Genomic DNA, 21,463 nt, shown 5'->3' with positions numbered 1-21,463 from the left:
CATCACTTATTTGCCGCATATTTCGTGGCCTCCATGCGCTTCAGCGCATTTTCCATTTCCCGCTGGATTTCGGGCATCATAGGCAGGCCACCGTAATGGGTCAGGCAAAAAGTTTGGGTGATGCCAACCGCCTCGTCATAGTCCGGGAGGTGGGCGCGGGCCAGGGTTTGCAGGAATTCCAGCGGTGTTTGATGGGGCTGACGGTACAGGCCGCGCCGCGCCAGGATTCGCAACATGCGCCCATAGTAATGTCCCGCCAAAGCGCGGGCACTTTCGGCATCCCGGGCCGCCTTGCGCCGCCAGCCACGCCAGCCCAAGTGCCGCCAGGCAAACCACCCCAAGAACAGCATCCCGAGCGCCAGGCCACTGCCCGCCAGCCAAGCGCCGTGGCGGCGCCCCCACTCCGAAAGTGTGAAATAAACCGTGTGCCAGCCCTGGCCGAGCGCGTCCCACAAAGCATTCTGGCTGGCGCGGTCAAAATTGACCACGTGGGCGTACCAGGCAAAATCGAGGGCTTCAAGCCAGTCACTCCAGGCGGACGGCGGCGGCAGAGTGGCCGCCGGCGTGGCATCAAATCGCTCCCAACCCCGCTCGGGAAACCAGGCCTCCGTCCAGGCGTGAGCATCGCGCAGGCGGATGTCATACCAGCCAGAGATGGGGTTGCGGGTACGGGGAAGGTAACCAATCACCACCCGGCTGGGAATGCCTTGCAGGCGCAAAAGCTGGGCCAACGCCGAGGCAAAGCGCTCGCAGTGACCGCGGCGTTGGACGAATAGGAAATCCTCCAAGGTATTGAGCCGGCTCAGCTCCGGCGCGCCCAGGTCATAGGTAAAATGACGCTCCAGATATTTTTCCAGGAGACGCGCCTGCTGATAGGCGTTGGTTTCTCCCGCCAACACCTGGTCCAGCCACGCCCGCAAACGGGGGGAGGCCGGCGGATGCCGGGTCAGTGCCGCCTCCTCGTCCGCCCGCAAGGCCCGCCACGGCGGGGTGCGCAGGATGTAGTAAAGACAGACATTGTTTTGGCGCGAGAAAACCACATCGGTTTCCACCATGCCCTGCCGCGTTTCGTAGGCGCGATGAAAGAAAGTGCCGCTCAAGCGTACCACATGGCCATCCACCGGGAGCACGCGGCCCAAAAAAGAAGGATTTTTGATGCGCAGCTCCCGCTCTAAAACCTCCGGCGGCGGCGGGTCGTAAGTGCCACTTTGCAGCAAACGCCAGCGCTGATTCTCCGCCATGATCTGCCAGCGCTGGCCATCGAATGCCGCGAGGGTGTAACAGCGCAAATAGCCCAGTTGCTCGCCGCGAATTTGGAATAAAATGCGGCGCCCGCCCCCGCCCGCGCGGCTGGCCGGGTCCAGAACGGTGTCCAGCAACGTGGCCTCATCCGCCGCCCGCCCCAGGCGCCAGCGCATGCCTCCGCTCATCCAGCCACGGGGAAAAAGCAGGAACAAGATCAGCGTCACCCCAAAAATCAGCAGGAGATCCACTCCCGCCAGCCGCAACGGCCGGCGCCAGGCCTGTGCCCCGGGGGAGGCCTCGGCTGCCAGTTCAGTCAGGGCGCGAGGCACACACCAAAGCGCCGCCAGCAACACGGCTAGGAAGCGGTAATCGAACAGGAAGGTGCACGCCACCGCCAGATGAAACAGGGCAATGAGGAAGGAAAACCATTGCTCGCGGCGGTTCAGCGGGCGCAACAACCGCCCTAATTGGAGCCACGCCAGGCCATGACCGATGGCAAAATGGGCGCTGTAACCCAGCCAGCGGGCCAGGAAATGTCCCGCCAACGTGCCGCCAACGAGCAACAGGGCCTCGCCCGCGGCTCCCAGATGTCTTGGGCGCCGGCCCAGTCTGAGGCACACCGCCCATGAGAGCGCGTAAAGGCCGGGCATGAGCCAGTCGTTCCACGTCAACCCCATGCACAGCAGCCCCAGCAAAACCAGTTGATGACGCGCCGAGCTCATGTCACGGGGGTCACATAATCCTCACCATATTCCCATACCGCCACCCCCGGCAATGAGGGCCATTGCCGCGCCGGCGCCGGCACACAGAGGGTGATGGTTCGCCGCCGCTCCAGCCAGGCGTTGACGGCGTGAGCCACCGCGTCATTCACGGTGGTGACCACCAATACCAGGGCGCTGCGAGCCGACACCCTTTTGTAGCCTTCCTCCAGCCACGACTGGGTCAGCACTCCCGTTTGCACCGGCAGACGCGCCAGGGCTTCCAATAATTCGTGGCCATCGGAAAACGGCGGCACCAATTCCACCATCTCCGTTCCCACCGCCAGCCACTCCACGTGATGTCCCTCATCCAACGCGGCAAACATGAGAGAGCCGGCTGCACGCACGCAGGCATCAGCCGCCTGCCGGTTGCCGTCATGTCCCGGATCCAGCAAGACCGAAATGCGGCCGGCCAGCTCCTCCTCGTAGGTCTTGACCATCAAGCCCAGGCCCTTGGCGCTGGAAGGCCAGTGGATTTGTTTGAATGCGTCACCGGGTTGCAGAGGGCGCACCCCGGCAAAATGGGTGCCGCTGGCAATGCGGCGCGTGCCGCGATGCTTGCCACCCACCATCGCATCGTAACCGGCTGCCAGGGGCGAGGAGGCCGGATACAGGGCGGGGAAAACCACCAGCTCGCCGTTCAAGGCCAGCCGCCGCCGGCCCAGGACCAATCCAAAGGGATGCGTGGTTTCCAGGCGAACGTCCCGCCAATGATAAACCCCACGGCGGGAAGGGCACCATTGCGGCACCAGATGGCGGCTTTCACCCGGGGACAAAAGGGGGAGTGCAAATAAAATGCCTTCGGGATGCACCACCCTGAGAGTGGAAATCGCGGAACGCCCCCCGTGAACGAGCGTCCACGGTTCTTGCGGAGCACGTTTCTCTTCAGCATGGCTGACAGCGGGGGCCGTAACCTGCACCTGTTGTAACGCCTGCCACGCCCGCCATGCGTTGAGACTCAGGCACCCCAGCAGCAGGCCGCAAAGCATGACCAACAGGCTGGATTGCGAGGTCAGCGCCGCGAGGGCAAAAGCCAGGGACGCCAGCATCACCAACGCGCCTGGACGGGTTAACCGCATACCTTGGGGAGTTATGCCTTGCCCTGCCTCACACCGGCACCGGCACCGATTCGAGGATGCGCTCCACCACGGCCGGTGCGCTCAAGGGCACCGAGCGCGTGCCCTTGCGCACAATCAAACGATGGGGCAAAACCACGCGCGCGGCCTCTTTCACATCGTCCGGCAGCACATAATTCCGCCCGGCCAGCAGGGCCAGGGCCTGGCTGTAGGCCTGCATGTCCAAACTGCCGCGCGGGCTGGCGCCATGCTCCAAAGCCTCGTGCTGCCGGGTGGCGTTGACAATGTCCACCACATAACCCGCCAGTGCCTCCTCCACACGCACTTCACGCACCGCGGCTTGAATGACGGTCAGGCCATAGCAATCCAACACCGGCGTGACGCGCTCCAGCGGATCAAAGGTTTGCTGTGCGCGCAACATGCGCACTTCCTCGGCGCGCTGCAGGTAGCCGATGCTCAGGCGCGCCATGAAGCGATCCATCTGCGCGAAGGGCAGCGGATAGGTGCCTTCCAGCTCGATGGGATTTTGCGTGGCAATAACAAAAAACGGCGTCTGTAAGGGGTACAGCACGCCATCCACCGTCACATGTCCCTCCTCCATGGCTTCCAGCAGACTGGACTGCGTGCGGGGCGTGGCACGATTGATTTCGTCGCCCAGCAAGATGTTGGTGAAGACCGGCCCGCGCCGGAAGGAGAACTCATGTCGTTCGGGTGCATAGACAGTGACGCCAGTAATGTCCGAAGGCAGCAGGTCCGCCGTGAATTGAATGCGTTTGAACTCCGCGGCCAGCGAGCGGGCCAGGGCCTTGGCCAGCAGCGTCTTGCCCACCCCGGGCACGTCCTCAATCAGCACGTGACCGCCAGCAATGAGGGTGAGGACGGCGCGCGCCACCACCTCTTCCTTGCCCAGAAAAGCCTGGCTTACGCTCGCAATGAGCTGTCGGACGGTTTCCGTGTGCGCGCCGGGGCGGGCGCGCGGTGTGTCACTCGTGGTGGTGCGGGTGGCCGCACCCCACGCCGCTGATGCTGGTTGCGTACTCAAGGTTTTCGCCAGTTACCGGATAAAGTAACACCAAATGCGTCTCAGGGAAAACAGGAATGAATTCATGCCTGAAAGGGGAGGGCCGTCTCCTTCCCCTCCCCGCTGGCACCGAAAACAGTTTGGCGCCTTTGCTCAAGGCTCACGGTGCATTGGTGCGGAAGGCCCGATAGTACATGGCGGGATGGCTCATCAAATCCAATACCTCTGTCTGGTAATTGGTTACCGTAATCCGCATCCAGTTCTGCCAGGGTGGCGGCGGCTCCAGGCGCGTGGCCGTCTGCAATTGCAGAGTCGTGCCCGGCAATTCATAGAGCAGCAGACGGACCTGACCCGCTTCCGTGCTGAGGTTCAGCAAGGGTTGTGCTCCCACCACAATCGCCCTTCCCGGGTAGGTCCACACATAAGGCACGGGCTGCCCGGCGATGGTTTGCGCCGACACCTGCTGAAGATTCAGCGGTATGATGGCCGCGGATGCCTGGGGCAAAACGTCAAATTGCAATGCCGCGAATTCCTGCGTGCCCACCAGGCTGGCATCACGGATTTCCAAAGTGAACCGCCATTCCATGTCCGATATACGCACGGCAGGGCTGGCCGTCAGGGCGGCATTGGAAGACGTCACCATGAAGTTGGTCAAACCCGCCGAGGGCACTTGCAGCGTAAAGCCCAGATTCGTTAGTGGGCTGCTGACAAATAGATTCAACGGTATGCGGCCGCTCTGGCCGGCGGGAACGATGCCCTGCCCCGCCGCCAGATCCATCATGTCCGAGACGGCCACCGCCACCAAGGTGGTAGCGCTCAGGGGTGGCTGACCACTGTCAGTTGCCACAATCGGCAGCCAGTTGGTGCGGCCCGCATGCTCGGCCCCCGGCAGGAAAACCAGCATGCCATTGCTGGCGTTGATCGAGGCGCTTACCGGACTTCCTGCCGCGAGCCGGTATGTAATCTGATTGGGGGGCAGATCAGCATCGGTGGCGGCCACTTGATTGGTCAACGGCCGTCGCGGCGCCGCCGTCAGCAGCGGCAGAGACGGCCAGACAGGCGCCGAATTGACCTCATTGACGATCACCGTGAAGCTGCGCGTGGCGCTCTGCGGGGGCGAGCCATTATCCGTGACTTTCACGGTGAGCGTGTTGGTGGAAGGCCCCTGGGCCTCGGCAGGCGTCCAGGAGATAATGCCACTCACCGGGTGGATGGTGGCCCCTGCCGGCGGGTTCACGAGACTGTAGGCAAGCTGTTGCGCCGGCACATCGGCATCGCTGGCCGAGGCGCTGACAAGCAGCAAGTTTCCTTCATCAATCACCTGGTCTGCGGGCACTGCCAGGTTGGGCGGCTGATTGGGCCGGTTGACGATGACCATGAAGGTGCTGGCTGCGGAAAGATTCGGAGTGCCGTTGTCCGTGACGCGCACCGTGATGACATTGGTGCTGGGTGATTGCGCCAGCGACGGTGTCCATTGGAACAGGCCCGTGGTGGGGTGGAGGGTCGCCCCGGCCGGGGCATTTTCCAGGCTGTAGGTTAAAGTATTGGCTGGGATATCCGGATCTGAAGCGCCCACCAGGAAGCCGATGATCTGTCCGGCATCCACGCGGCGGTCAATCAGTGCCGGCACCACCGGTGGCTGGTTGACCTCGCGCACCACCACCACAAAGGATTGGGTGGCAGACATGGCCGGCACACCATTGTCGGTTACCACCACGGCGATGCGGTTGGTGGTGCCACCGTGCGACTCGCCCGTCAGCCAGGTCAGCGCGCCGCTTTGCGGGTGAATGCTCACTCCTGGCGGCGTGCCGCTGCCGAGGCTGTACACGAGCTGCTGCGCGGGCATATCCGCGTCGGTCGCGATGACGGCAACCTGCAGTGTCTCGCCCTCCTTAAGCGTGACATTGGGCAGCGCAGCCAGTTGCGGCGGTGTGTTAATCAGGGAGACGGTGGTCACCGCCTGGGGCGTCAATGGCACTGGCTCCGTGTTGCCGGCGGTATCCGTGGCCACGCAATAGAAGGCATAACGCTGGCCGGCCGCCCCCTGATACACCGCCCCGCTTTGCCGGGTCCTTTGCAGCCACGGCACAAAGGGGCCGTCGTTGAGGGAAACAAACACATCATAATAATGAATCTCACTCTCGGCGTCTGTCCCTGACCAGCTTACGGGGATTTGCGGGAAGCTGGCCGGCGGCAACGCAGCCACCCGGCTGGTCGGCGGATTGGTATCGGGCCGGGGCGGCGGCGTATAATGCAGGTAATAAACCCCGGGAGAATTGTAATCGAGCAGGTGCAACACATTTTCCCGCGTCGGGCGCACACCCGGTTTGGTGAAGGTGTAACGCGAAACCCAGACATTGGTGTTAAGCGGAACGAGGCCCCCGTCGCTTCGCTCGACGCGAGTCAGGACATATTGGCCATCGGCCGGGTCCGGCACCCGCAAATAGGCCCAGCCACCGGGCATTGGCGCGGTCAACGTGACCACCAGACGGCCGGGGCCCGGCGCCTGGTCCACAACCCCCGAGGTGACGGCCGCCACCATCCCGGTGGAGCCATCGCTGAGGTAAATGACATCTGGCAGCGTCAGATCATCCTTGACATCATTGACCAAGAAATCAGGGCGGCCATCCTCCAACGGCCCGGCCGCCTGCACCTGGCGAATCATCTCGTGGATTTCCACGCTATCAATCAGCGAGGTTTCGCGGCCGCCCAACGTGTTTTCATGTTCAAAAGTGGCGCGATAATCCACAAAAAAGCCCAGCAAGGACGCCTTCATCAACCAGCGGCCGATGACGATTTGATTGGGGCCAATATCCCCGAAAACGGCGGTAAGCGAAGGCGACAATGATTTGCCGGCCACTTCTGTGGCGATGATGCTGAAGTCAATCTGCAGGCCTTTTTCGTTCTCGATGATCTTCGGCTGGGCGGAGGTGATGCTAAATTTTTTGGCGATACCCTTACCCACGTTCTGCACCATGACCGCCAGCGTGAACGGCTCGGCCGGCTCCACTTCGGGCGTGAAGGGGTCATCACTCATCACATCGCGCTGGTGGAAGTACTTCAGGATGAGTTTCGGATTGGGATACACCGTCACCGGCGACGGCAGCAGGATGGCGGAGCCGGGGACACCGCCGGCGCTGTAGGTCATGATGCCGCCCACCGAATAGACCACCGGCGTCTCCGGCGCGGCTTCGTCCCGCGGCAGAATGATCCACCGCGCCCGGCCCGTGGAGGCCGGCGGCATCCGCCACAAATCCCGCGTGACCGTAAATTCATTGGTGTCGGCGGAGCCGCTGACCGGCTCGATGTCGGTCAGCTCGGGCGGCAGGATGACAAACTTGTGGTTGGCCAGGTTGCCGTTGGGGTCCAGAATGCTGAGGGTGACATTCAGGTTTTGCAACGGGTCCACGTTGGAGTCATTGAAGATATCCAGCGTTGCGCCAATGGCTTTGCGCGTCATGACAGCCTCCTGGTCAATCTGCAGCCGCACCTGGGCACAGACACCATTTTGGAGCGGAGCCGGTGGCAGGGCGGCGCGCGCCAGGCTGCCCACCGGAGGCGCCGCCGGCCGCGGGGCGGCCCAGCCCACCGTCACCTGCGAGCGGCGGAAGGGCGCTGTGAACAGCGCAGCCGTGCCGGTCGGAGAGCGCGCAGATTGCAGCGCCGCCGCCAGATGGCTCGCCGGGGCCTCCGCAGCAATGGCGGCGCGGCGGCCGGTCAAATCCTGCACCATGCCTTCGGCGTGACGGAACCCGAGCACTTGCGCCATCTCTCCGGCGGTGGGCTGAGCTGCGAGGCCAAAATCCGGCAGATGCAGGCGCACCACCCCGTCCCCTTCCGGCGGATAGCAGCCGCCCGGCAGCAACTGGCGCTCATAACCGGTGGAGGTGGAATAGGACAGTCCGTCCACTTCAATGCTGCCTTCCACGTTGACCTTGAAGACCACCGGATCGAGACACACCTTGACCTCGATGCCCCCGCCGGGCGTGCAACCTTGTATGGAAACGGTTGCGCCCACGGTCACGCCCGCGAACGCGGTGCCGCCGCCTTTATAAGTCCGGCCGTTGCGCTCATGCGTCAAATCCACCTTGCCGCGCAGCCCCGCCACGCCGGATGCGCTCACGCTGCCGCCGAGACAGAGCTTGGGATTGCGCATGTGACATTCCGTGCCGTATGAACCGCTGACACTTCCGGAGAGGGTGATCTCGGCGCCCGCCAGGAACGAGGCCTCGTAGCTGGCCGCGCCCAAGCCGGGGATGTTCACCTGCCCGCTGGCTTCCGGATTATAACCAATAACCAGCGTGGCGGTGACGCTGGCACTTCCACCCACCGAGGCCTTCAGGCCCTTTAAGTCATCTTCGCAGCAGGTACAAAGCTGGCCGTTGACGTTGAAGCTGACCTCGATGCTTTTGACGCTTAAGGGCGTGCTGGCCAGCGCCGCATTGATGGCCTTGGTGAGAGCGCCGGCAATTTCGGCTTTCAAGCCGGCCTCATATTTCAGGCACTCCTCCTGGTACTCACTTTTCACACACGCGCACTTGTTGCTGGGAGTCACACTGGGGGTAGGTGTGTAAATGGTGAGCTGGGGCTGGCCCGGTGCTGTCGCCACACCGGGATCACCCCAACTCCCCAAGCCGCCTCTCCACCACCCTGTGCCACTGCCTCCGCTGGCCGGACCGCCTACGCGACTTCCGCCGAAGCAGTTACCCGTGGCATTGATCACCGGGATGGGAACCGGATAGGCAATGTTGAAGGGGCCGCAGATCAACCGCCATTCAATGGTGGCCGTGTAGGTGCAGTCGCCGATGCGAATCGTCAAATCCCGCGGATTGGCTGCCACTAGACCATTGGTTTCCGGCGGCCGCCGCTGAATAATGACCGGCACCGTCATCGAGCTGTTGGCGGGAATGCTGGCCGCCCCGCTGATGAGCGGCGTAATAATCCAGCGTTCGTGCTCGGGGAACTTGATGACGACATCCCGCGCGGCAATCAGGCCGTGGTTGCTGATTTTCAGATCAATCTGCGCCATCTCGCCGGTAACCCCAGCCAAATCAATTACGCTCGGCTCCACGGTCACCACCGGCGTGGGCACGAACGCTTCATAAACTGTTTCCAGGGTAATGCGGGTGCGATCTTCAATCTCAATCTCCTCCACCGTCCAGTTGTACCGCACCAACTGCAGACGCAGGAAGATGGTCTGCTCATTCCGCTGGCCGGCCTTCACTTCCAGGGTGGCCAGCGTGCGGTCGTGCCGGTCCGCGGTGGCTTCCAGATGGTAAGTGCCTTCGCGCAGATTAAATACGTCAAATATGCCATTGGTATCCGTCACCCCGCTGGCCACCACGGCACCGGTGAAAGGATCACGCAACACCACTTTGGCCCCGGCCAGATTGCGCGGGTTGTCGCCGTGGTAGCTCAACTCGTCCACCGTCAGAATGCGCAAGTCGCCCACGGCATCCGAGAGGCAACGGAAGTTGAAGGGAATGGTGTTGTTGGCCAGCGTGGCGGCCAGAACAATGCTGCCCTGATACTCCGCCAGCGGCAGGTCCGCCGCCGGCATTAACAACAACTCCACCCGGCTGGTCTGGCCCGGCTCAAGGTTGGGCAGCGGATTGGTGGAAACCACCCGCAGCCAAGGCACTTCGGGAATCATAATGCTGAGCGGCCCGGTGGGCGCGCCGCCAACATTGGCCACTTCAAGGCCCACCACGCGTTGCTCCCCGCGCACCATGCCTCCCATGAGGACAGCCGGTTGTACCTGCAAACGAGGCCGCCGCGGCTCCACCTGGATATACATGGGCAGGGTGAGATTGGCCCCCTCCTGCGAAAGAAGGCGCACCGCAAAGGTGTTGTACGATTCGGCATCCTCCAACGATTGAATGGTATAGGTCAGTGTGGCGGTGGCCAGCCCCGGCAGGGCATTGGTCAACATTACCTGCACACTTAGCCCGGCCGGCACGTCCTGCAACTGGGCGGTGAGGTTGTGCAAATCCACATCCGCCAGGTTCTCCAAACGCACAGTGCCGGTGATTGTCTCCAGCCCCAGCACCTTGCGATGCACATAGTCGGGGTTAAGCCGCAGGCCCAGCAAAGTGAATTGATCCTGTATGGGGATGTCCGTGGCCGCGGGATGCGCCGCGCCCACCCGGTACACGCCCCCCTCTCCCGGCAGCGGCTGGAAAACCGCAGTGAACTGGCCGTTGGCATCCGTTAACGCGGCCAGAGTGCGTCGCGTCTCGCGCAAATAAATGTGAATGCTCACAGCCTCAAATGGCGCCGGTCCGCCGGCAGCCTTCGTGGCCGTGCCATAGAGCGGCACCGCCGTATCAGCCAGGGCGGTCTCCACATCCGTTTGTACCGTGGCCGTGAAGGCCGGCGCGACGCGGATGGGTGTGGTGGAAATCGCCGTGTTGTTGTTCTCCAACGTTTCGTTGATCTGCCCGCCGGCATCGGCTGTCACCAGCACGTAATAGTCGCCCGGGGTGCGCGGCAACGTAATGGTCAGCACCTGCTCAATGTGCATCCCCACCGGCAACTGGCCGGTGAAAGGAAACTCTCCCATCAACAGATCATCACTGCCGGGCAGAGGATCCCGCGAGAGCCACACCCGCTGCACAAACGAGCCGCTGGCCACAGCCACGCCCTGATTTAGCACGCGGAAGGAGACCGGCACCGTCGTCTCGGTCAAGCCGTTGGTGGGGGCGATCAACTGCGGCACCACCAGATCGGGGAGATTCACATCGGAAACCACCAGGGCCGCCCGCCCCAGGGCAAAACCAGAGGCCGCAGCCGTAATCAAAACCGTCTGATTGCCGTCGCTCACCCCGTCCTCCAGTGTATTGATCGGGAAGGTGACCGAGCGCTGGCCTGCCGGGATGGTCACCGTGCCCGGTACGGTGGCTTCCGTATTGCGGCTGGAGGTGAGCGTGATATCCAAGGGTTCGTTGGTGGCGGTGTTGCGGGTTACGGTGCCCGTGGTGGCCGGACTTAAACCCTCCGCCACCAGACTGCGCGCCAGGGTGAGCTGCAGAGCATTGCCATCATCATCGTTGATCTCCAACGTGTCAGACCCGCCGGTGGCCAGACGGTTGCCGGCCGCATCCAGAACATGCGCTGTAACCGCCACCTGCCGCGTGCCGTCGGCAAACGCATTGTCCACCGTGGAGACGGGAAGGGTCAAAGTGGCCACATTGGCCGGCAAGGTCACCGTGGCCGGGATAATCAGTTGGCCGGGCAGGCTGGCCTGCAGTTCCACGTTCAAGCGGAACGCCGTCACCGGGGTGCGGGTGATCGTCAGCGTCGTGGCGTGAATTATGCCCTCGCCCACCGACGGCGCCGCAAACGCCACCTGCAAAGTGGGGATGTCATTGTCCTGCACCACCACCTGCGCCACGGCGTTGGAGAAGCCAGCGGCAGCAGCCGTAAGGGTGTAACTGGTGACCGGCTCCAAGTCCTGATCGTCGGTGGCGAGCACGCCAAAGGTCACCGACAAGCTATTGGAGGGAATAACCACCTGGGCGGGCGCCACCAGTTGAGCGGGCGCCGAGCTTTCCAGATTCACCTGCAAGGGCAGGCCGTCCAGAGCCTCGCGGCGCACAGTGAACGTGATGCTCTGCCCCTCGGTGACGGTGGTGGTGGCGGGTTGCAGGTAAAGCGGTCGGCGATCACTATTCAATATGCGTAGGAGCAAGTCCTCGCTGAGGTAATCCGGGGCTGAGGCCATAAGATGCACCTCCACATCCGGCCCGGCCACCCCGTCCGGAATGACCAACACCTCAAAACTGGCCGCAGCCTGGCCTGCAGCAATGACCACCTGCGGTGGCGAGACCAGCCGCGACGGATGACTGTTGGACAACGTCACCGTCAGCGCATTGGTCAACGGCCCATTGCGGCTGACCGTCAGACGCAGCGCAGGGTTGGGACTGTTTTCCGCAATGCGCGTGACGGGAGCGGTGAGGCCCAGGCGCGCCGGCACGTAAGTGTTGGTGGGGGCCACGGCGGTGTTGTTGCCCTCCGTCACTTCGCGCACCAGCAGGGAGCTGTCCGCCGAGACGACGAAATACAAGTTGCCAATGAACGTATTGCCCGGGAGGGTGACCGCCTGCGTGCGCGTCACAAACTCTCCCGCCGCCAGGGAGTTGGTGAAGGTGAAGGAGGCTACCGAGAGATCGCCACCAATCTGGTCATCTCCGGAAACATAGACCGTTTCCACCCACGGCCCGTTTGCAGCGGCGTTCCCCACGTTGGTCACCGTCCACACCAACTCCACCGGCTGGCCCGGCACGCCCACCAGCGGCGCCTGCACGCCGGTCACCGCCAGGTCCGGCAACGGCGGCGCCGTCACCGTCAACGCCGAGGGAATGCGCGAATTGTTGCCATCGTTGCTCTCGGGCTGGCGGTTGTTAAAATCTGTCACGACAATGAGATAATAAGTCCTGCTTTCCAAGGTGGCTCCAAAGGGAATCACCACACTGGCCTGACGGAGGTAAGTCGCTCCGGCTGCCAACGGGCTGATGTCATCGGTGGTGCGATCCAGCAGCGGTTGGGCAAAAGCCAGGCTGGGCGAAGTGGCATAATAAAGGCGATCCCGCCACGAGCCGCTGGCGGCTGCGGTGCCCGCGTTGCGCACGGTCCACGTGACTTCAAACGGTTGCCCATACACCGCGCTGGCGGGCACATTAATCGCCTCCACCACCAGGTCCGCGGCCTGAATCTGCACCGGCGTTTCGGCCACCCGCACGTTGTTGCCGTTGTCCAACTCAAAGACCTGATTGCCACTGTCTGCGGTGATGACCCAATACCGCGTGCCATGCAGGCCGGGCGGCAAAATCACCTGTTGGGTGACCACCAGCGCCGCCCCGGGCGGCAGGGGATTGGTCACCGTGAACATCCCCAGCACTTGCGCTCCCGCACCGGTAGGATCGCTGGCCAGCGCCACCGCATTATTCCACGGCGCCGCAGCCAGGCCATCCCCCTGGTTTGTGAGGGTGATGGTGATAAACAGCGTTTGGCCCATTGGCGCAGCGGCCGGTGAGGCAATGGCGGCCACCGCCAAATCTGGATAGGGCGCAAGGACAGCGGTGGCGGTGGCGACGGCGGCGTTATTCGTCTCGGCATCGTATCCGCCCATGTACTCAAACACGGCGTTTTGTGAATCTACCGTCACCTCCGCCCGCAGCTCGCCCACTCCAGCCCCGCCATCAGGCAGGCGGAAGCTATGCTGCCGCAGGCGCATTGCGCCCGGCGGGATGGCGCCCTGGGCGGCAGCATCATAAAGCAGGGTGGTGTCCACATACGTCGTACCTGCCGTCGTATTCCGCAAGATCAAGCGATCGCGAAAGGCACGCCCCACCGCCGCCTCGCCCACGTTGGCCACCGCCCAGCTCACGGTTACCGTGCCACCGCTTTGCGGCACAGGAGGGGCGATGACGAGGTTGCTCACCGCCAGATCAGGATAGGGCGCAAGAGCAGAAAGATTGGTGGCCAGCGCCGAATTGTTCTGCTCGGCCGTCCCCGCGGTGTTGACTTCCACGACTTCACCGAACGTGTCCACCATCACCCGCACCCCAATCGTACCCGCTCCCCGCGGCCCATCCGGCAACTGATACACATACTGGCGCGCCCGCCAGGCGCCGTTGGTCAGATGGCCCTGCGCGCCCGCGTTGTAAGGAATCGTGACATTTAAGAGCCGCTCGCCGCTGTCGAGGTTGCTGATCACCAGCCAGTCCTGCCATGAAGTTTCCGTGCGGCCCGCGCCCACATTCAGATCTTCCCAATAAATGGTCAGCTCGCCGCTGGAGGCCAGGCCGTTGGTGGGGATGAGCGTAAGGTTGGTGACGATGAGATCCGGCGCCGCCAGGGTGGTGAAGATTTTGTCCTCGGAAATGGTTTCATTGCCCGCACGGTCCCGCGAGCGCACCCGATAATGATAAGTTGTTTCCGGCGCAAGATTGCCGATGCTCACAGAGTGGGCGGTGGCAAAGGTGCCCCCCAGAGTGCTCATGTTGCCATACGCCACCGTCAGCCCATATTCCACCTGCCGGGTGGCCGGCTCGTCCGTTTGCCAGGTGATGACGACACCCGCCGCCCCGGGGTAGGCATTGATGTTAGTGATTGTGGGGAATGTGCCATCCACCACCAGGTCCCACGCATCCACCGGCGTCATCTCCTGATTGTCGGTGGCGCGGGCCAGGCTGACATTCAAACGGTTGGTGCCGTTCATGGAGGCGTCCACCGTGAAGGCGGGCGTGCGATAGGTGTCATTGGCCACATAGGTGGTGGTCCATGTGCCATTGGCGGGTACCTGCGGCGCGGCCATGCCGCTCAGGTTGGTGAACACCAGCAACGGCTGAACGCCCGTGTTCATTGAGCGATCAAACCGAACACTCAGCGCCAAATCAGTCGTGGCCGGCACGGGGTTGTTGAAATTGGCCCAAACCGCCGCCAACTGCGGTGCCAGTGGGCGGGAGCTGTACTCGGCTACGAAGTGCATGTTGGTGTTGTCCGTGGTGTTGAAGGTCTTTTGAAACTCCGGCTGGGCCCCATAAACCGTCCCGTTCAGACGAAAACGAACGAAGGTGTAGAGGTTGGGCGGATTGGTGACCGTCACCGGCGCGCTAATGGTGGTGGTCTCGCCGTTGGTGTACACCCCTGCCCCTGCCACGTTCGCCAGGCCCGCCGGGCTGGTGGCGGTGGTAACCACGTGCACCAGATGCGCTTCGGCATAATTGGCGGTAACACTCGTGGGTCGTGTGGCCGTGAAACTGTATGGGCTGTTGCTGCTTAACACCGTCCCACCTTCACTCCAGTGACTGAAGCGATAGCCGTAGGACGGTGTGGCGCTAAGGGTCACTGTGGTGCCGTGGGTGTAAGTGCCCGCACCGGACACGCTGCCCGCCCCGGATGGGTTATTGCTGACCGTCACGGCGTAACGTGGCAGAGCAAAATTCGCCAGCAACTGGCGGTCGCGCGCGACGGTGAAGGTGTACACGGCATTCGAGCTGGCGACCACACCGCCCTCGGTCCAGCTCACAAAATAATACGGCATGGCGTTGGTGTTGGGGAGGGCGGTCAAGGTCACACTGCCGCCGCCGGGATAGGTGCCCGAACCGTTGACACTGCCGCCCTGCGGCGGATTGGCCTGGGCCAGGATATTGTAATATTCACCGGTGAACGGCTGCGCCACAAAGTCCACGACAGCGTTGGTAGGGGAGGAGGCAATGACGACCGTGCGGTTGGTGGTTTCGGCATAACCGAGGCTGGGCAGCCCAAACACATTCACCTGCCACATGCTGGGATATACCAATAGACTGAACTGCCCCTGCGCGTCGGTGGTGGTTTCCACCACACGGGCGTAGGCACTGCTAGTGGTGTACTCAAGGTTGGTGGTGCTGGAGGGCGCCAACTGAGTAGCAGGAATCACCTGCTTGGGCTGGCTGGGACTGCTCCATAAGAGCCGGGCCGTGGCGTACACAGCATTGTCGTAATACTCCATGACAATTTCATAAGGCACGCCGCTGGTCAGGGCGATGCCCGTGCTGGCACGTTCGGTGGCCCCTTGGTCAGCCCAATAGCTGATGATTTGCTGTCCATTGACCCACAAGCGCACCCCATCATCAGTCACCGTGTAGAAGGTGTAAGTTTCGGTGTACAGTGGCGTCACCGTGCCACTCCACCGCACCGAAAAGGTATCCACCTCCAAGCGGCTGTCCGGTGCGCCAGCTCCCCAATTGAAATCCACCGTGGCATCGAGCCGGCTGAACTTGTAGGCCGTGAAGTCCTTGTTGTCATAGTAATCTCCCCGCAGCCCATTAAAATTGGTCTGGGCGCTATAGGCGGTCACCAAAAGATTGGTGAGCGGCAAACCCGCCGAATTGCGCACCGTGCCGGTTATCCGGGCATCGCCCTCCGGCAACGCCTCGGCCACGCGCACCACGACCGAAGCCGGTTGGTGTAAGATTTCCCAGGTCAGCCCTCCCGGCAGGGTCGGCAATTGCAGCTCGGTGAAGGCCCCTTTGCGCAAGGACGCAGTCAGCACGGTGAAAGACTGGCCGTTGGTGGGCACGAAATTATTGATTAAAGTCACCACCAACCGCCCGTTCAATTCGGCGGTTCCGTTGACCACTAATTGGTCGTACTCACTGCCCGCATTCGCGCCGCCCAACTCAATTTCCAAAGTTCCTCCCGGCCCCTGCGAGTAATTGCCATTGATGGTTAGCGTCCCCGCGCTGGTGCCGGGCGCCACACGGCCGGCAGTGTTGGTCACCTGGCCCGCCACGGTACCATTGCCCAGGAGGACCCCGCCCTGGAGCAGCAGGCTGTCGCCGGGGTCCACCGTTCCACCATTAAGCTCAAGGGCGCCACCCACTTGCGTCATGGGGCTGGCGATCGTCAAGGTTTGGCCACTGGCGATAATGATCCGCCCCTCGTTGAGGAAACCCGCCCCGGCTTTACTGCAATTGAGGGAGTAATTGACCCACAACTGGCCGGCATTGAGAATGCTTGCAGCGATATTGCGCGCGCCGCCGGTGCCACGGTTGATCTCCACCACGCCCCCGGCCGCATTAGTGAACACCCCGTTGGTCACGGACAAACTGGATTCAAAACTTGACCCCGAGGATTGCAGGCGAATGGTCCCTTCATTCCGGAAGCCCTCCGGCGCAATCACTGTGGTGTAGCCGCCTCGATAATTGCCCTGCACCCAGACCACCTGACCAGCTTTCAGATCCCCATAGTACCGGCTGCCGGAGCCGGTCAGGATAAAATTCGCCGGTCCGGTGGCCTGTGGCCCGATTTCCAACCGGCAATCCTGCATATAAAGGGCGTTGCCCGGTATGCCCCCCTCCTCCAGTACAAAGGTCACCGCCGTTAAATCTACACTCCCCGAATTTGTGAAACCACCGCCGCGCTGGCGAAAAACCTGGTTTTGGCCGTTGAGGGTGAGGCTGCCCGTGCTGTCAATGTAAAGTCGCCCCCGGTTGTTATAAATGCCGTTAGCCTTGCTGAGCGTCAATCCCGTGTAAACCGCCATCAACCCCTCATTCACCAGGTTGGCGGACAAGACGCGCGCGCCGCCGCTCCCGCCAACAATTTCCACCACGCCGCTGGCGGCATTGGTCAGCACGCCGTTGGTCACGGATAAACTGGATTCAAAACTCGACCCTGTGGATTGCAAGCGAATGGTCCCTTCATTTCGAAACCCCTCCGGCGCAATCACGGTGGTGTGACCACCCCGATAACTGCCCTGCACCCACAACAATTGTCCCGCCTTCAAATCCCCATAGTACCGGTTGCCGCTGCCCGTCATTTGAAACTCACACGGGCTGGCCGCTTCCGGCCCCAATACCAGCCGGCAATTCTCCATCACCACCGGCCCACTCGCGGCGGTGGCCCCGTTGCGCACAAAATTGAAAGCCACCCCCGTCAAATCGAGACCCCCGCCCAACGCCAGGGTGCCGCCGTTCTGATTCAGGATTTGATTTCCCCCGCTCATGACCAGTCGCCCACCTCCCGTCATGATGCCTTCCTGGTTAAAAACCTGACCTGCCCCATTCAACGTCAGGTTGATGTTGTTGGCGATGTTTATGGTGCCCCGGTTGATGAGCTCCGCCCCGGGGCGTGTCCATGCCCCGTGATAGTTCACCTGGATCACGCCCTCATTGAGCAGGTGACCGTAAATATCGCGTGAACCGCCACTGCCGCCGTTGATCTCCAACACGCCACCGGCTGCGTTGGTGAACACTCCGTTGGTCACGGACAAACTGGATACAAAACTCGACCCGCTAGATTGCAAGCGAATGGTTCCTTCATTCCGGAAGCCCTCCGGCGCAATCAGGGTGGTGTGGCCGCCTCGATAACTGCCCTGCACCCACAACAATTGTCCCGCCTTCAAATCCCCATAGTACCGGCTGCCGCTGCCCGTCATTTGAAACTCACACGGGCTGGCAGCACCCGCCCCCATATCCAGCCGCACATTCTCCAGGATGATGGCATTGCCGTAAAGACCCCCACCCTCAAAAAGGAACTGAACCCCAGTCAGATCCAATGTGCCCAAATTGGTGATACTGCCGCCCCGCTGGCGGAAGATTTGGTTTTGGCCGCTGAGGGAAATGCTGCCGCCATTATTGATGAATATATAGCCCAGATTCTCATAAACGCCATTGGCCCTGCTCAAGGTGAGGCCGGTATTGACGGATAATAGCCCTTCATTCAAGAGGTTGGCCGAGATGGTCCGCGGCCCGCCATTCCCGCCGTTAACGGCGATTGTCCCTCCCAGTCGGTTGGTAAGGGTGCCGTTGTTGACCGTTAGGCTGCTGATGTACCCGCCATTGACCGATTGCAGTGTAAGCAGCCCCGAGTTTTCAAATCCATTGGTCACCACCACGGTGGTATTGCCGGCACGGCCACTGCCTTGCACCCAAATGGACTGGCCCGGTTTGATGTCCCCCACCCACGTGCTGCCCGAGCCGGTCAAGGTGAAACTGGCGGCATTCACCGCGCCAGCCCCCAGAAACAACCGTGAGTTCACCAGTAATGGAGTCCCCTGAATCCTGCCCGACACATAATCGAACGTGACATTATCCAGGTCGAGCCCCCCCAGGATCTTCAATTCCCCGTCGGCCTGCCGGAACACCTGGTTCTGGCCGCTCAGGGATAGCCCCTGGCCACTGGCAATGTTGAACGTCCCCTGATTCTCATACACCCCACCCGCCTTGCTGAACGTGGTGCCGTAATTGATGTTGACCGTGCCCAAGTTAAGCAGGCTGGCCGAAACGGTCCGCGGCCCCCCAGTGCCCGGATTAATGTTGATGACCCCCGCCGCCATGTTGGTCAACACTCCTTCCCCCACCGCCAAGGCCGACGTATAACCGCCATCCACCGACTGCAACATCAGCGTCCCCGCATTGCGAAAACCATTGGTCACCGTAATCGTCGTGCTGCTCCCCACCGAGCTACCCCGCACCCAAATGCTTTGCCCCTCCTTAATGTCCCCGCTCCACGTGCTGGAAGAACCCGTCATGATAAAACTGGCGGCATTGGTCGCCTCCGGCCCCAACCATAGCCGGCTGTTGATCAGATGGAGGGAGCCGCTGATCGCACCCCCAAGATAACTCATGCTGACGTTGTTCAGCGTCAAAGCCCCCTGAATGTTGAGCAAGCCGTCCACCTGCCGAAACACCTGATTCTGGCCGCTGATCGTTAACTCCCGGCCGCTGGCAATATTGAACGTCCCTTGATTCTCATACACCCCCCCCGCCTTGCTGAAGGTGATGCCGTAATTGACGTTGAAGGTGCCGCGGTTGACCAAATCACCATACAAATAACGGCTGCCCCCTGAACCTTGCTCGATGTTCACCACGCCCAAAGGCGAATTGGTCAAAGCACCCAGATTCACCGTCAAGGCACTGGTATAACCGCCGTCGGTGGATTGTAACCGCACGGTGCCGGCGTTGTTGAAGCCGGCTCGCTGGAGGTTCTGATTTCCGTTGGCGGCGTTGCCGCGCACCCATAACTCTGCCCCGAACGGCACGTCATAAGGGTTGGGCTTGAACTTGTTCATAAATCCAGCCTGGTACACCGCCTGCACCTCGGCCATTCCCAATCCCCGGCCATACACCGCCACCTCGTCCATCTGGCCGCGAAATACCTGGCCTCCACCCAGGTTGGCCCCCAGGCGCGCGCCCGCCATCAAGGCCGCCGGGGTGCCGCCATGATCCTGGCCATCCGCAGCGGTGCCGGTGACCGCAGCCCCATTGACGTAAAACTTCATTTTCTGACCTGAGCCGGCCTGGCCATTGTAGGTCCACACCACGTGCTGCCAGTTGCCGGCGCTCACCGTTCCCGCGGTAGTCCGGTATTGCGTGGGCAAATTGTTACTGTTAACCACCGACCCCACCAGGGCGCCGGAAGCCTCCAGCATCAAGTAATAACTGCGCGCTTCCCCAAAATCATCACGGCAAATAAGCATCATGTCATTGGTCAGGATGGTGGGTCTGAACCATCCCTCCAAACTAAAGACCTGGCCCAACCCCAGCGCCCCAACCGCCACAAAATCATTCACGCCATCCAGGCTGAATGCATAATCATTCACTCCCACCGCATAGGTCACGCCGTTGCTGAGTGCCCCAGGATTAGTCCCCACCACATCGTAAGGATGACGATCACCCGTCCACCAGGCGAGCATGCCTTCCGGCGGCACGGCAGGATCAGGACGACACTTCCCCGCAGCGTCCGCCTGGTAAATGGCCTCTATCTCGGTGTCCGACAAGGCACGGTCATAGATCGTAACCTCATCCAACCACCCGCCGTAATAGCCATAGCTCGACACGCCCCCGAACAATTTGGAGGGAAAAACGGTGGCGCGTGTGCTGGTCAGTCCCGTGCGTACCAACACGCCATTAAGATAGAGGCGGGGTTGTTTATTTTGATAAACCACCGCAATGTGCACCCAGTCGGTGATGTTCGTGTCGAACACCAGCAAAGAAGGCAGGTAACTGGTGCCATGTTCAAACACACTCACGCCATTGGTCCCCACCGACACTCCAGCTCCCACCACCGTGCCCAGATTGACGCTCTCGGGAGCCACGGCATAACGTTGGCCGCTTGTCCCGGCCAGGCCGCTGGTGTTTTCCGTAGTAGTATTACGCCCCCGGGTAGGGTAAGCCCAAAATTCCAGGGTAAACGTATTGGCGATATTGGTCAGCGGCTGCGTGAGAGGCTCAATGGTGGCATTTGCTCCGTCAAAATAAAACGCGCGCCCCACCTTGCCGGTCGCAAACGTGGCGCCATCCTGCATCACGTTGGGATGCCGCCCCAGCAAATCGTTCGGCCACCCCTCCGCCGGCCACCACCCCACGCTGCCGGCGGGCGGTGCCAGACACGCAGCCCAAATATGCGGGGCAAGAAAGAGGCTGAGTGAAAGAATCCCAAAAAGATGCCTTAAATAAAAGGGCAACAGGTTTGTTTTCATGGCGTACCTCAGGCAACTGACAAATTACGGCACTCTGTGCCCCAAATAACCACTATGACCACAACCTGCTTGCCCAAGGACTTTGAACGATGGGTGGGAATTGCGTCAGGATGCAGTTATCGGCAGCTATTTGGATTTTTGCTTCATTCAACATAATGCATAAATGGAGCCGGCACACAAGCCTAAATTTCCAATTTATATCGCAGGGCACCGCACCTCGGCTGTGCACCCAAGAGACGGCCCGCCCTGCCTGTTCCGGCCTCGATGTCTCGACGTCCGCTCCCTGCAGAAGAACCCGGCAAAATTAAACCGCTGTGGCGCCTTAGCCGCTACGAAATGAACTCCTGCCCCCATCGCCCTGAAAGAAGGAGGAGCCTCGGGCAGGCAACACCTG

Annotated in this window: 4 protein-coding genes; all 4 read right to left on the bottom strand. The window is 61.7% G+C overall.

Annotation, left to right across the window (positions count from 1 at the left end; translation table 11 throughout):
- Positions 1-2 precede the first annotated feature (2 nt).
- Positions 3-1,967: a transglutaminaseTgpA domain-containing protein gene (locus N3J91_16465; GenBank protein MCX8158007.1), complete on the bottom strand. Its 1,965-nt coding sequence runs from the start codon at positions 1,965-1,967 to the stop codon at positions 3-5.
- A complete protein-coding gene (locus N3J91_16460) occupies positions 1,964-3,082 on the bottom strand; it encodes a DUF58 domain-containing protein (GenBank protein ID MCX8158006.1) in 1,119 nt (372 codons plus the stop codon). The genes N3J91_16465 and N3J91_16460 overlap by 4 nt, the downstream gene beginning before the upstream one ends.
- 28 nt (positions 3,083-3,110) lie before the next feature.
- Positions 3,111-4,121, bottom strand: a complete 1,011-nt coding sequence (locus N3J91_16455; protein MCX8158005.1) for a MoxR family ATPase — start codon at positions 4,119-4,121, stop codon at positions 3,111-3,113.
- 139 nt (positions 4,122-4,260) lie between these two features.
- Positions 4,261-21,069: a PA14 domain-containing protein gene (locus N3J91_16450; GenBank protein ID MCX8158004.1), complete on the bottom strand. Its 16,809-nt coding sequence runs from the start codon at positions 21,067-21,069 to the stop codon at positions 4,261-4,263.
- Positions 21,070-21,463: the final 394 nt, after the last annotated feature.

The organism is Verrucomicrobiia bacterium (genome assembly GCA_026414565.1).
GTDB lineage: Bacteria > Verrucomicrobiota > Verrucomicrobiia > Limisphaerales > Fontisphaeraceae > Fontisphaera.
The sequence above is the reverse complement of the archived record's forward strand: the minus strand, read 5'-3'. Positions and strand labels throughout refer to the sequence as shown.

Coding starts and splice junctions, on each gene's coding strand:
- N3J91_16450 (MCX8158004.1), bottom strand. CDS start 21,069: ATGAAAACAAACCTGTTGCCCTTTTATTTAAGGCATCTTTTTGGGATT.
- N3J91_16460 (MCX8158006.1), bottom strand. CDS start 3,082: ATGCGGTTAACCCGTCCAGGCGCGTTGGTGATGCTGGCGTCCCTGGCT.
- N3J91_16465 (MCX8158007.1), bottom strand. CDS start 1,967: ATGAGCTCGGCGCGTCATCAACTGGTTTTGCTGGGGCTGCTGTGCATG.